Origin of the sequence: Rothia sp. HMSC072B03, assembly GCF_001809565.1 — a bacterium.
In the GTDB taxonomy this organism is placed as follows: domain Bacteria; phylum Actinomycetota; class Actinomycetes; order Actinomycetales; family Micrococcaceae; genus Rothia; species Rothia mucilaginosa_A.
The window spans coordinates 43,276-56,022 of record NZ_KV797966.1; the positions used below are offsets into that span (position 1 = coordinate 43,276).

At 61.0% G+C, this 12,747-nt stretch carries 12 protein-coding genes; 4 read left to right on the forward strand and 8 right to left on the reverse strand.

All coding sequences use genetic code 11. From position 1 onward, the window contains the following. Nucleotides 1–292: 292 nt before the first annotated feature. Both HMPREF2630_RS01605 and HMPREF2630_RS01610 read right to left on the reverse strand, forming a co-directional pair. Nucleotides 293–1,690, reverse strand: coding sequence for a galactokinase (locus HMPREF2630_RS01605; RefSeq protein WP_049344520.1), 1,398 nt, complete (start codon nt 1,688–1,690; stop codon nt 293–295). Nucleotides 1,691–1,933: 243 nt separating this feature from the next. Beyond that, nucleotides 1,934–2,536 (reverse strand): TetR/AcrR family transcriptional regulator, encoded by a 603-nt coding sequence (locus HMPREF2630_RS01610; protein ID WP_049332271.1) that lies wholly within the window; start codon nt 2,534–2,536, stop codon nt 1,934–1,936. Between the two features lie 292 nt (nt 2,537–2,828). On the opposite strand from HMPREF2630_RS01610, the gene HMPREF2630_RS01615 reads away from it, so the two are divergent. The 4 genes from HMPREF2630_RS01615 to HMPREF2630_RS01630 all read left to right on the forward strand — a co-directional run bounded on the left by HMPREF2630_RS01615 (nt 2,829) and on the right by HMPREF2630_RS01630 (nt 6,767). Then, entirely contained in the window at nt 2,829–3,779 is a 951-nt protein-coding gene (locus HMPREF2630_RS01615) for a hypothetical protein (protein ID WP_049344522.1), read from the forward strand. Nucleotides 3,780–4,028: 249 nt separating this feature from the next. Beyond that, a complete protein-coding gene (locus HMPREF2630_RS01620) occupies nt 4,029–5,765 on the forward strand; it encodes a cation:proton antiporter (protein WP_070483102.1) in 1,737 nt (578 codons plus the stop codon). 174 nt (nt 5,766–5,939) lie between these two features. After that, nucleotides 5,940–6,437, forward strand: a complete 498-nt coding sequence (locus HMPREF2630_RS01625) for a hypothetical protein (RefSeq protein ID WP_049332275.1) — start codon at nt 5,940–5,942, stop codon at nt 6,435–6,437. A 9-nt stretch (nt 6,438–6,446) separates the two neighbouring features. Continuing rightward, nucleotides 6,447–6,767, forward strand: a complete 321-nt coding sequence (locus tag HMPREF2630_RS01630; protein WP_070483104.1) for an ATPase — start codon at nt 6,447–6,449, stop codon at nt 6,765–6,767. A 103-nt stretch (nt 6,768–6,870) separates the two neighbouring features. Here the strand turns inward: HMPREF2630_RS01630 and HMPREF2630_RS01635 are convergent, their stop codons facing one another. From HMPREF2630_RS01635 to HMPREF2630_RS01660, 6 genes are all read right to left on the reverse strand, one after another. Next, a complete protein-coding gene (locus tag HMPREF2630_RS01635) occupies nt 6,871–7,380 on the reverse strand; it encodes a hypothetical protein (RefSeq protein WP_210389013.1) in 510 nt (169 codons plus the stop codon). Nucleotides 7,381–7,523: 143 nt separating this feature from the next. Beyond that, nucleotides 7,524–8,297 (reverse strand): HAD-IIB family hydrolase, encoded by a 774-nt coding sequence (locus HMPREF2630_RS01640; RefSeq protein ID WP_070483106.1) that lies wholly within the window; start codon nt 8,295–8,297, stop codon nt 7,524–7,526. A gap of 171 nt (nt 8,298–8,468) precedes the next feature. After that, entirely contained in the window at nt 8,469–9,323 is an 855-nt protein-coding gene (locus HMPREF2630_RS01645; protein WP_012902656.1) for a PTS system mannose/fructose/sorbose family transporter subunit IID, read from the reverse strand. Between the two features lie 11 nt (nt 9,324–9,334). Beyond that, the gene (locus HMPREF2630_RS01650; protein ID WP_049344529.1) at nt 9,335–10,201 is read right to left on the reverse strand and encodes a PTS mannose/fructose/sorbose transporter subunit IIC; all 867 of its coding nucleotides are present in this window, start codon (nt 10,199–10,201) and stop codon (nt 9,335–9,337) included. Further along, on the reverse strand, nt 10,198–11,178 hold the full coding sequence (locus HMPREF2630_RS01655) for a mannose/fructose/sorbose PTS transporter subunit IIA (protein ID WP_070483107.1): 981 nt from the start codon (nt 11,176–11,178) through the stop codon (nt 10,198–10,200). Before HMPREF2630_RS01655 ends, HMPREF2630_RS01650 begins: the two co-directional genes overlap by 4 nt. A gap of 609 nt (nt 11,179–11,787) precedes the next feature. Next, entirely contained in the window at nt 11,788–12,651 is an 864-nt protein-coding gene (locus tag HMPREF2630_RS01660) for a PRD domain-containing protein (protein WP_070483109.1), read from the reverse strand. Nucleotides 12,652–12,747 lie beyond the last annotated feature (96 nt).

Here is a 12,747-nt window from a genome sequence, read left to right on the forward strand (position 1 = left end):
GTTTACCCATGTAGGAAAGCAGGAAGAGTCAGGTTGCTGTTTGGCGGGTTATTTTTTGAGTAATGCTCAAACAATCGTGGCTTATCCAGAGGTTACTGCGGGGCGGGGGAGCGGGGCGGTGAGATAAAACTCGCAGGAAACTTTCAGATAAGAGTGGTGTTCAAAACCGTTGTGTGTGCCGCACGCGACGGGCTAACGCCCGAAAGAGCGGGGTTCACCGCCCCGCGCGCATCGCAAGCTCCCCCCTCAAATCGAGGCGCGGGAAACCGTGGCGAGGGTACTCTGCGAGCATCTAGTTCACGGGAATATCGGTCATATCAGTCGCCGCCGACCAGTCGTGCGAAGCCGCAAAGCCCGCCGTCATCGGCAAAAAACGCGGGGCCGCGTAGCCGTGCACGGCGTAGCTCGTCGCCACCGCCTGGGCCGCCTCCTCCAGGCGTTCGGTCGGGATAAGTGCCATGACAGCACCCCCGAAGCCGCCACCCACAATACGTGCGCCCAGCGCCCCGTGCTCCAGGCACACGCGCACCGCCTCGTCAATCTCCGGGCGGGAAACGCACAGCTCATCGCGCATCGACACAAACGACTCCGTAAAGATGCGGCCGGCCTCCTTAAAAGCCGCCAACCCCAGCTCGTCTGCGTGCTGCAGCAGGTAGCTCGCGCGACCCACCAGCGTCATATCGTGGAAAGCGTGACGCACCCAGCCGCGCGGGAACGAACAGGGACGCCCCGAGTCCTCCAGGGCATCCAGCGCGCGGTTTACCGAAGAGTCCACCAGGTCGGCGCGCCACGCCTTCGCGGTACGCGCATCCATACCCTTACAGGAGAGGTCCTCCGGCAGGGCATCGCGCAGGAAACGCAGGCCCAGGGCCTCCGCACATGCCTCGGAGGCCGCGCGGCGAGCCGCAAATCCGCCGTCCGTCAGCTCGTGCGGGGTATTCGTATCAATCACCAAAAAGCTCAGACCGTGCTGGGCGATGTCCACTCGCACCGGCTCAATCGAAAAGTCTCGGAAATCCACCACAAGCGCCTGCTCCGGGAAAGAACGCAGCGACGCCGTCTGATCCAGGCCGCCCGTCTGCGCACCCGCCACCTTATTCTCGGCCGTGATGCACACCTGAGCCAGGCGGGCCCGCAGCGTGTCATTATCGGCCGGGGCTACATCCGTTTCCGAGCAGTCCGGGCGCAGGGGGCACGAAAGCTCAAGCAGTGCGAGCGCCGTCGAGCACTCCAGCGCGGCCGAGGAAGACAGGCCGCCGCCCACAGGAACGCGAGAGTTGATGAGAAGATCCGCGCCGAACGCGTCGGGGAGCATGATGTCGCGCCCGCCCTCCTGATTCATCGCCCAGGCCACGCCCGCCACGTACGTGAACCAACCCTTCAAATGGCCCGGCTGGATATCGCGCACCACAACCGTGCGCTCGTCCCCCGGCATCTGCAGTGAGGAAGCACGTAGCACGCCATCGCGGCGCAGAGCACCCGCAATATACGTGCGGTAGGGCAGAGGCATAGGCAGGCACGAGCCCCCCAGAAAGTCAATGTACTCGCCCAGCAGGTTCAGACGGCCCGGCGCAGACCACACGCCGTCCGGCTCGTAGCCGTAGGCGGTAATGAACTCCTCGCGGACGCGGGCAATCTCCGCGGTGTGGCTGGGGAAGGCCGCCCACTGGGCAGTAGCGGTCATGGACATGGGGACACCTCGCTTACGCCCCGCGGGGCATACGGAATCTGTGCGTACCTCCCCGTGACGAATACGTCCGGAACACGCAACTCGGCGCAGAGGTATCCCCTCTAGACTACGGCAGAGGGACGTTCTGGCTCGAGTCACGGGCGGTTTGGGTGGTGAGCGCTTGGACGCTAGGTGACGCAAAAGCCCCGCGCCGTAGCGGTGCGGGGCCTACGAATAGAAGGCTGAGTGGGGCGAGTACGGAGGTTAGTCCTCCTGAGTGTACGGGGGCTGAACAACCATCATCGTGTCGATGGCCGACTGTAGATCCCTGCGGTAACGGTTAAAAGCATTTTCGATGAGCGGAACATCGCCGCTTGCCACCGCCTCCTGCGGGGAAATGAGCGGTAGCGTCTGGTATTCCTCCACCAGGCTGAGCGCGGTGTGGGTCAGCAGGCGGGCGCGGCGCAATGCCTCAGCATGGCCCATGCCCAGCGACTGAAATTCGTGAGCCATCGCCACCACCGGCTTCAGCTCCCGCGGGTGCAGAGCCAGGCTCAGACGCACCACCTCGGGGCACTCGCGGATGGGGTACAGCAGTGAGAAGAGCGTGTCGCCGCGCTGAATCATGGAGGCACGCACAGCCTCTACCGTCGGCTCGGCCTCCTCCGACATCGACTTCGGGGCGCGGGCCAGGATGTAGTCCGCCAGCAGAATGAGTAGCTGCTGCTTATTCTTCACGTGGTAGTACAGGGCACCGGGAGCCACGTGAAGCTCCTGAGCGAGGCGGCGCATCGAAAGGTCCGCCAGACCGTAGGTCGCCAAGACCTCGTAGGCGGTATCTAGAATCTTTTCACGGGAAAGTACCACGTCTCTATTTTAGGGTGTTTGGCGCTCCGTCATTGACATCATGCACCGGCTGGAAAACAGAAAACACGTAAATTACGCGAGAGAAGCGGTGTAATAATTGGTGATTCTCACGGCTCAGAAATAAACGTTTCGCGTTCTAAAAGCGACTTCGATATTAGGCGCTCCTAAGAAGTTGAGTGGCACGAGATATGCCACGCTCTGGGTATAAAAATGCTCCCGGAGCCCCTAAAAACCGCCAATGCAGGCGAACCTCGCGAGCGCATCCCTGGCGCACGGGTGTTTAATAGCCGGTATGAGCAATGCATTTTCTGAACTAATCGAGCGGGCGGGCTCCGAACAGCCCCTGACCCGCGATGAGATCCACACCCTCCTGGTGGACGGGGAGGGTCAGGACTTCGCCCTGATTGAAGCGGCCTCCATTCTGCGCCGCAACGAATTCCGCAACATGATTGCTGTCCACACCGAGAACGAGGAACTTGCCGACGCTCTAGGCACCCGCTCCATTGCCGTGGACTCCTACGACGTTCTCGACATCTCCCGCGACATTGATTCTGAGGAGCTGGCCGAGACCATTGAGCGCATTGCCGCTTCCCCCGCTATTGGCGTGACCGTACTGCTGCCGAAGAACGCTGTGCCCATGATGCTCATGCGTGTGCTGTCGATTCTGCGCCTGGCCGCCCCCTCCAAGGTGATTCACCTGCCCGAGGGTTACGACCAGTCCCTGCGCTCGCTGACTTCCCTGGCCATGCACGTGGTCAGCGCCATTACCATTACCGACGATATTGAGCAGTGGCCCATGGTCAACGAGATTCTGAAGTCTCTGCGCCACGGCGGCATTGTCATCTCCGGCACCGGTGGACGCGATGCCCTCGCTGGCTACCTGCGTTACCTCTCCGACCTGGGCGTGGACCTCATGGGTCACCGCGAGGCGCGCGGCTCCGCCTGCGGTTCGGTCGACGGTGGCGGCTGTGGCTGTGGCTCGGGTGGCTGCGGTAGCCACGAGGAGCCGGCACCTTCCGCCGGTGGTTGCGGTTGCGGCTCGGGCGGATGCGGTTCCTCCGCTGAAGCTCCGGCTGAGGCTCACGGCCACTCCCACGGTGATGGCGGTTGCTGCGGCGGCCACGACGAGCCGAAGGAAGAAAAGGGTGGTTGCTGCGGCGGCCACGACGAGCCCGAGCCGGTCGTGGAGGAAGCTCCCGCTGGCGGTTGCGGCTGCGGTGCTGGTGGATGCGGCTCTAAGTAATCCGCTAGAGGTAGCCACCCCAAGCAATATATTTCAAAAATAGAATTTTCCCCTGAATAACCTACTGAAAAGTGAGGATATTCAGGGGAAAACTCTATATTCCACATAAAGCATTAGGCTTAGAGGTAAACAACACCACAATAAACGCTACAGAACCCCCATATCCGAAAAACGGAATGAGCCCCTCCGGTAGAGTAGAAAGACGTAGCCGACTAACCCTAGCCGTGCGAAAGGAACAACACCGGACCAATGCTTTACCTCTCCGTTATTGTCATCATCCTGATTGCGACCGTGTTCATGGTCAGCATTGGTGATCGACTCAACCTCCCCTGGCCGGTCATGATGACCCTGCTCGGCACTGCCGCGCTCTTCATCCCCAACCGACCGGACATCACCATCGACAGCGACATCATCCTGCCGATCTTCCTTCCGCCGCTACTGTGGGCCATCGGCGTTAAATTCTCCTGGGGCACCCTGCGCCGCCGCTGGAGATCCGTACTGCTCTACTCGGTCCTTCTCACCACCGTCTCCGCCCTGGCAATTGCCGGCGCAGCCATGTGGTGGGTCCCCGGTATGACCATCGCCGTCGCCCTTGCCGTCGGTGCCGCCGTCTCCCCGCCCGACCCCGTCGCCGTGGAAGCAGTCGCTGAGCCCGTCGGCATCCCCCGCCGCCTCATCGGTACTCTGCAGACCGAAGGTAGCTTCAACGACGCTATCGCAATCGTTCTCTTCCACGCCGCAATCCACTCCATGACCAGCGGCCACCACATCGAGCCGCTCTCGGTCGCCAAGGACTTCGTGCTCGGCTCGATCCTCGCGGTCATTATTGGTTATATCTTCGGCTGGCTTGGCGGCTACGTTCGCCAGCGTGCCCACGACGTGGTCACCAGCAACGCCGTGACCCTCATGATCCCCTTCGGCGCCTACCTCGCTGCTGAAAGCGTGCACGCCTCCGGCGTTATTGCCGTGGTCATCGGCGCTATCCAGTTCACCAGCACCAAATACATGGCGGCACTCGAAGCGGAAGAACGCCTCTCCTCCACCTCCTTCTGGCAGATTATTGAGCTGCTCATGACCGGTGTCGCTTTCGGCCTCATCGGCCTGCAGGCAAGTAGTATCATCGCCACCGCCGACCCCTCCCGTATCGCAAGCCTCTTCGCTGACGGTGCCCTGGTCGCACTGGTCGCCATCCTGGTGCGCCTCATCTGGTTCACCATCGTCTGGCTGGCAGGACGCAAGAACCCCATCCACGAGGGTGCCCCCGAAAGCTTCGCCGAAGTTATCGTCATGACCTGGTCCGGCATGCGAGGCCTCGTGACCCTGATTCTTGCCCTGTCCATCCCCGTGGTCAACGGCACCGAACAGGTCCGCCAGGACGCCATCGTCATGATGCTCTCCGTACTCTTCTTCACCCTCGTGCTACCCGGCCTGACCCTGCCCATGCTCGTAAAGGTCCTTGGCGTGCGGGCCAACCATGAAGAAGAAACTGCCGTACCCGAACTGCTCAAGATCGCGCAGATCGCGGCCCTCGAGGCGCTGCAGGCAGAAGCGAAGGCAACCACCGACCCTGAGACCTACGCCCGCGTGAAGGAAATGTGCTCCGCCATTACCCGCCGCGACGAAATCAGCGAGGCACTGCCCGAAGAATACAAGCAGCACATGGAGAAGGTTAAGGGCAAGAGGAACGACTTCGTGCGCCTGCGCGACGCCGCCCTCGTCGCCGCGCAGAACGAGGTTATTTCTGCTCAGGACCGCTACGACTCCCACGACGTGACCCGCGTGGTGCGTAAGCTGGACATCCTGGCGCAGGCAGAAAGTATCCGCTCCTCCGGCATGTTCATTCTGCCCGCAATGACGGCCGGTGCCGTGGCCCTGGAACGCTACAACCTGTGGAAGCAGTATCAGGACGCCCCGAGCACCCAGAACATCCCGGTCGTGAAGAACGCGCCCGCCTCGCCTCTGCCCCCCGCGGGGGAGAGCTCCTAGCCTCTCTGGAGAAGGACGACGGCCGGTTGGTAGGTCTACCGATTCCCGCTCCGGGGTATATATGCCCTGGAGTAGGGAATAAGGAAGACTAACGCTCAACCATCACCTAAAATGGGACAGGAAGCGTTGAACACGCTGTAGCTCTCTCAAACTCACAATGCATTGAAAGTAGACATGGACTTCAAGACTCTCTCGCCCGCGTACCTGACCTCCCTTGGCGCGATTTTTTGTGGCGCGCTCTTGATCGGCTCCTCAACCCCCTGGGTTCTGTGGCTGGGATGGATTCTGCTGATTGCCGCCCTGTGCCTGAACGTTCTGGCCGTGCTGCTCTCGGTGGGTAAGGCAAAGGGCGACCCCGTTCCGGCGCTCGTGACGAACCTGGACGGACTGGAGTCCTCCGTTGAAACCCGCATCCGTGAGCGCGCCGAGCACCGCCGTGAAGAGCGCGGGCGCCGTGAGGAAGAAGACGCCCACGCCGCCGAACAGCCCTCGGAGGCTCACGAGCAGGAGGCGGAGCCGGCTCAGCCCGAAACGGCTCAGGACGAGCCTCGCGAAGAGGAACCCACGGAGTCTCAGCCGGTCGTGCAGGCCCCCGCTGGTCGCCTGGGTGTGCTGCCTTCTCGTTCCCGCGCGGCTGGCCGTGCCCCGAAGCCCCGCTCGAACGTTCGCTAGGTGGGGGTTATGAACACAAAGTTTCTGCTTTCCCCGGCGTACCTGGTCTCCATCGCGCTGCTACTCTCGGGTGCGGTGCTCTCGGGTGGTCGGTTCATGCTCATCGGGTGGATTTTGTGCATCCTTGGTGTGTGCCTGAACGCTATGACCCTGGTGGTGTTGACCAACCGCGAACAGCTCTACGCGATGGACGCTCGCGCGGCCGCCGGCACGCTGCGCCGCGGTTTCTCGGAGCGTTCGGCACCCGTGGTGCGGCGCGTTACCGCCGCCGATGAGCCTGCCGAGGCTCCCGAAGCATCGGATACCCCGGCCGCGGAGGAAAGCCGCTAGACCGTTTTCGGTCGCGAGGCCGCCCAATAGCTAACGTGAAGAACCCCCTCAAACCTTTGGTTCGAGGGGGTTCTTCATATCCTAGGGCGGGTAGTATTGGCGGCTAGGCCCGCGCGTCGAGCCTCTGCGCCGCGTACTCGGCGTACTCCTGCACGTGGGCGCGCGCCTGCTCGGTCAGCGCCTTATTTTCGTTCAGGATGCGCTCGGACTGCGCCGCCATGAGTTCCAGGTACTGGCGATCCCGGGTCTTCTTCCACGCGGTGCGTGCCGCCTCCAGCTCCGCGAAATCCCTGAGAGCCTGACGTTGCATCGTGTACCGCACCCACATGAGCACCAGAATCAGCAGTAACGGGATGATGCATGCCCAGCTCTGCCAGAGCCCATAGAGCGCCGCCGCAATGGCACCCAAAACAATCAGCACCGGAGAAATCGAGACGATGGGGGAGTCCGGGCGGCTCTTCTGATTCTTCACGAGCGATTCACGCGCCATAGCGCGGAAGGTATCGGTAAAGCTGGAGGGGTCGTAGGACTGGGCAGAATCGGGCTGCTGGCTCTTCTGGGACTGATTCTTGCCGGACTGGTTCTTACCGGGCTGAGAAGCGGACGGGCACATGGAAAACCTGACTGGGGTAAAGAAACGTAACGGGTGTTTCACGTGAAACGGGGGAGTGGGCGGCGAGCACACGCAAGAGAAAGCAGCAGGATAGACGCAGCACCCACCCAGCCGCCGCCTGAGAATCGTGGCTACAGAACCCTCTAGAGCGAAGCCTCAATGAACTCGTACGCCTTATCCACGCAATCGGTGGTGACGGCCTTGACTTCGTCGGGGGAGTAGCTGAAGGACGCCGAACGGTCAGCGTAGCGGTGCATGTCGATATCGTTCCATGAGTCACCAATCGTGTGCACCTTATAGGAGGTGCCCGGATGCTCCGCCTGCAGGTACTCCACCAGATGCTGCAGACCGGTGCCCTTCGTGCAGGCGGGCGGCACGATATCCAGGAAATCCTGGTTCTTGTGGCAGTCCACCGAGTTGCCAAAACGCTCCAGAATCCAGGCGTACGCCGCCTCTCGGACCTGCGCATCCGGAATCCACAGGGGCACACCCACGTACTCGTGGTTCTGCAGGTCGCCAGCCGCCAGGGGAGTGAACTCCGGCAGAATATTCGTCGAGGAACCCACTTGGTCAGACAGGCTGTAATCGTTATCCAGGGTCGTCGCGAACAGAGCCACGCCGTCCACGGTGCTGAAATGCTCGTAGCACGCCTGCACAACGCTTAGCGGGAGGGTCTGGCGGTAAATAATCCGGTAATCCCGGTCGGTCACCACCGCGCCGGTGTACAGCACGTGGTAGTCGAAGCGGATGACGGTCGGGTTCAACGCCAGCTGAGTAGCAAAAATGCTCTTGCCCGTGCACGAGACCGCCAGGTTACCCTCCGTCTGCCAGCGGGCAATCGCCTGCTCATTGGCAGGCTCTACGGCACGGTTAAACAGGATCGTGCCGTCAAGATCGAAAGCCATCAACTTGGTCATCAAAACTCCTTCACGGAAGGGCTACGTTGCCGCGAACTGCGCGCCGCAACCCATAAAAAACGGGGCGCGGCCGGTACTTTTAAGTGTACCGACCGCACCCCCGCCACTTGAGATATAGCCCCTGAATCTCACGCCCTCATAGAAGGGTGAAAGGGTTCATCCCTCAGATTTTTAGAGGGCCAGGAATCCCAGGTAGGAACCGAGGATGCCCACGCCGAAGAGGGCGAAAATCAACCAGATGGCGTTAATCTTCTTCTTCAGAAGCCACATGCACAGGAAGCACAGGCCCAGCGAGGCCAGGCCCGGCAGCAGATCGTTCAGCACGGACTGGACGGTCACATTTACCGTCTCGCCCGCCTGGTTTGTGTAGCTAGTCAGCGGCAACGGAATGTTCACGCTCGTCCAGCGGTACACCAGAGCACCCATCACGAACAGGCCCATCACGGAGGCGCCCTGAGTAATCTTCTGCAGGGTGTTGCCGCCCGCCTCGGTCACAATCTGGGTGCCCTTCTCGTAGCCGTACTTGAAGCCGTACCAGCGGGTTGCCCAACGAATTGCGGTCATGCCGAAGAAGAACAGCAGCGGGCCCAGAATATTGCCGGTCACCGCCAGGGATGCGCCCAGAGCCGCCAGCACAATACGTGCGGTACCCCAGAAAATCGGGTCGCCCACACCGGCCAGTGGGCCCATCAGGCCCACCTTAACGTTGGTGATGGCGGCTTCGTCGATGTCCTTACCGGCTGCCTTCTCACGCTCCATCGCAGCGGTCACACCCATAATCGAGGATGCAACCCACGGCTGGGTGTTGAAGAACTCCAGGTGGCGGGTCAGCGCCTCCGCCTGGTCTTCTTTCTTGGTGTAGAAGCGCTTAATGGCCGGAATCATGGAAACCGCGAAACCGATGGACTGCATGCGTTCGAAGTTGAACGAACCGAGCAGGAAAGTGGAGCGGATGTAGGTGTCGACCTTATCGCGCTGGGTGAGCTCGGGAACTTCAACGAGCTCAACGTTCTTGTTTTCAGTCATGGTGATGCTCCTTATTCGAGCTCGTTGTCGAGGTCATTGGCGGCGGCCGGTGCTACGGCGGGGGCCTCACTCTTATGGAAGAGCGGGTTCAGCTGCGTGTACAGCAGGCCCAGGCAGGCGCCGACCAGGCCGATAGCAACCAGGTTGAACTGTGCCGGGGTGGACAGCGCCACGAGGACGTCCTTTGAGCTTCCGCCGGGTAGCGGCACAATCGACTGGGTTGCCGGGATAGCGGCGGCGGCGATGAAACCGAGGAAGAAGAAGGGCATGAGGGCCTTCGAACGCATCATGTTGATGACCATTGCGAAACCGACCACGGTGATCATGCCGCCGGCGATGCGCAGGCCAACGGTCACCTCGGCGGGAATCATGTTCAGCAGGCGGGTCAGCTCATCGGAGCTGATCAGCGCCACAATGGCGGTCGGGATGGCCACGCGCAGACCCTGCAGGGCCATACCGCTGAGGTGCATCAGCTCGATACCGCGGAAGTTAGCCGTCTTGGCGAAATTATCGGCCTGGTGCTGGAAGAACACCGTAATGGTACGAACGAAGATGGTCAGAACCTGTCCGGCTGCGGCCAGCGGCACGGCGATGGCGATACCGGTGTCGATGTTCTGGTGGCCCTGAATCACGACAAGGGCGGAGATGGTAGAGGCCAGGGCCGAGTCGGGAGCCATTGCCGCACCGACGTTCATCCAGCCCAGTGCGATGAGCTCCAGGAAACCACCGAGCATAATGCCGGTGGGTAGGTCGCCGAGCGCGAGGCCCATGAGGGTACATGCCACGAGGGGGCGGTGGAACTGGCGTTCGTCGACCACGGATGCGACACCCGCGATGAACGCCACGAGAACAACGAGAATAAACGTCAGGGGGGTCATGCGTCCAGGCCTTTCTGCTTGAGGATCTTTGCCAGGTCAACCGGGGAGTGGTTGGGTAGCTGTTGCACGGTCAGCTTCACACCGCGCTTGAGAAGCTCGCGGTATGCCTCGAGGTGCTCCTCGGAGGCGTACACGGCGTCGGAGAGCTGTACCATGCCGGTCTTGAAGGTGACGCCACCAACGTTCACTTCGTTGATCTTGACGCCTTCGTCGAGCAGTCGCACCACGTCGACGGGGGATTCCACGACGAACATGGTCTTCATGCCGGTGTACTTGGGGTTGTTGTATACGCGGCCAGCCTTGGCGATGTCCAGGACGTTGGTCTTCACACTAGTCGGTGCGACCTGCAGCAGCAGGGACTTGCGTAGCTTATCGTGGGCCGCGTTATCGGAGGCCGCGATGAAGGTCTGCGGCGCGATGAACGGAACCCAGGTGCCCGCCACCTGGCCGTGAATCAGGCGGGAATCGATGCGGGTGAAGACGGCGTCCATGGTGCCGCCGGGAACCTGCTGAGCAGCCGGAACCTCGACCGCCTTGGTCTCTGCGGGCTTCGCCTCGGCGGGCTTGGCGGCCGCAGGCTGGTTCGCATCCTGGAAGGAGCGAATACCCTTGGTGCCGGCCTTGTGCGCCTTAGCGACCAGGGACTTGAGGGTTGCGCTCTTGCGTCCGGCGGCGGAAATAACCTCGATGAGCATCGGTACGTTGACGCCGGAGACGACATCCACGCCCTCGCGGGTGGCCGCGAACTGCGCACCGGCGTTGTAGGGGCTGCCACCGAAGAGGTCAACGAGCAGCAGGGTTTCTTCTGCCTCGGACGCCTCAACGATGCGGGTGTACTCTTCGACGAGATCTTCGGGGCCCTGGCCCGGCAGGAAGGTGACCGGGTGGACGTTTTCGAAGTTACCGAGGATCATGCCGGCGGTCTTCAGCAGAGCCGGGGCCGACTCGCCGTGTGCCGCCACAATGATGGTGACCATAATGGTCCTCTCGTATGCGTATTGGGTGTGTGTTATGAACCCCGTTCAGGGCCCTGATAACCCTCGTATGGTAGCATTTTCGATTTTTGTTTTGTGGGTTTTTTCAAGGATGTGCACTTTAGGTTTCCGTGACGTTTTTACCGGTGTTGGAATATGGGTTTTCGGGCCTCGAAACGCGTATTTTTAGTGCGTCCGAAAATCTCGAGAAGAAAAGCTTGAAGTGCTCGGAGGATAGTGAGAAGAAGCGCTATTCCGCCCCCAAAATAGAAATAATGATGTTTTAAAGGTGAGTTGCTGGATGAATCTGTCACACGTTTGACATAAAATATCGGAAATCCAAAAAAGCGGAAAAATATTTACAAGGAAAATACCTCGCAGGGGAGGCTGTAATAGTAAAACGTGTGGGATTTAGAAAAACCCAACATTTTTCTGTGGTCTGTCCACGGAATGGTATTTCTGGGGCGCCCCGATTGAAATCGCCACTTTTAAAAATTACTCGACGCGCTAAAGCGCGATGAAGGCACCTGCCAACATGTATCCTCGTAATCCTGAATATTCACGAATACAATAAACCGCCTTTAACGGCCACACCCCGGCCGGTGCCGACCGCTACTCCTTGATACCCCACATTTCGCGAGCCAGGCGGGCAATATGAATCGTCAGATAGGTCAGCTCGTCCCGAGTCAGCGAGTGATTCAGCTGCATCTGCAACACCAGCAGAACCTTCTGCGCGCAGGCGAAGGCGCGGGGCGCATCCGCACGCAGAGCGGCCAAAAGGCTCGGCTGCGAGACACCATCAATTTCCTGGGGCTCACCCTCTCGACTAGCGCGCACGAAGAGGTAGCGCAGGTGCGTGATAAAGCGGGTCGCGCTCACGGAATCCGGGTCAAGTGTGCGCTCGTAGCTGGCCTCAATAATCTCGAAAACCTGCGCGAACACCTCCGTCATGCGGAAGGCCTGCGACATATCCGCCGTCGCAAATTGCGCGTTGACCAGGTGCAACGCCAGCGGAATGGCCTCGCCGGGATCCATCTGAACCTGCAGGCGCTCGCGCACCGCGGCAATCACCGAACGGCCGTACTCCACCTCGCGCGGGTACAGGAGCGTCACCTCGGGAGCGAGCGGGTAGTCCACGCGCACCCCCTCGCGGGCACGCATCACCGCGTAGTGCAGGTGATCAGCCAGGGGAATGATGAAAGAATTCGAGAGCTCCAGCACCCCGTCAGCACGCACGCGTGATTCCAGACCCGTGGCGATGGACAGAATCTCGGCGGGGATCTCGGAAAGGGTCAGGCTGAGGCGCTCGCCCGACATGCCCTGCTCGGGCACAAAGGTCTGTTCGACCGCGGCAGGATCAATCATCTGCCCCTTGCGCTTGCCAAAGGCGATGCCACGGCCAATTACCACGGCCTCCTGACCGAGGTGATTCACGGTGAGGGCGACATTGTTGTTGTAAATGCGGCTGATGCGCATGCGCCCTCCTCTGCGGTGATGCGACGGTCGTGCGGTGGTCGGTTATCGGTGCGTAACGCCCGGAAAAAGAGCTGGTGGCGGCACCGCAAAAAGCGA

Bases quoted from the DNA above. Each gene is read 5' to 3' on its own strand.
- HMPREF2630_RS01620 (WP_070483102.1), top strand. From the start codon at position 4,029: ATGCTTTACCTCTCCGTTATTGTCATCATCCTGATTGCGACCGTGTTC.
- HMPREF2630_RS01660 (WP_070483109.1), bottom strand. From the start codon at position 12,651: ATGCGCATCAGCCGCATTTACAACAACAATGTCGCCCTCACCGTGAAT.
- HMPREF2630_RS01640 (WP_070483106.1), bottom strand. From the start codon at position 8,297: ATGACCAAGTTGATGGCTTTCGATCTTGACGGCACGATCCTGTTTAAC.
- HMPREF2630_RS01635 (WP_210389013.1), bottom strand. From the start codon at position 7,380: ATGTGCCCGTCCGCTTCTCAGCCCGGTAAGAACCAGTCCGGCAAGAAT.
- HMPREF2630_RS01625 (WP_049332275.1), top strand. From the start codon at position 5,940: ATGGACTTCAAGACTCTCTCGCCCGCGTACCTGACCTCCCTTGGCGCG.
- HMPREF2630_RS01615 (WP_049344522.1), top strand. From the start codon at position 2,829: ATGAGCAATGCATTTTCTGAACTAATCGAGCGGGCGGGCTCCGAACAG.
- HMPREF2630_RS01645 (WP_012902656.1), bottom strand. From the start codon at position 9,323: ATGACTGAAAACAAGAACGTTGAGCTCGTTGAAGTTCCCGAGCTCACC.
- HMPREF2630_RS01655 (WP_070483107.1), bottom strand. From the start codon at position 11,178: ATGGTCACCATCATTGTGGCGGCACACGGCGAGTCGGCCCCGGCTCTG.
- HMPREF2630_RS01605 (WP_049344520.1), bottom strand. From the start codon at position 1,690: ATGTCCATGACCGCTACTGCCCAGTGGGCGGCCTTCCCCAGCCACACC.
- HMPREF2630_RS01650 (WP_049344529.1), bottom strand. From the start codon at position 10,201: ATGACCCCCCTGACGTTTATTCTCGTTGTTCTCGTGGCGTTCATCGCG.
- HMPREF2630_RS01630 (WP_070483104.1), top strand. From the start codon at position 6,447: ATGAACACAAAGTTTCTGCTTTCCCCGGCGTACCTGGTCTCCATCGCG.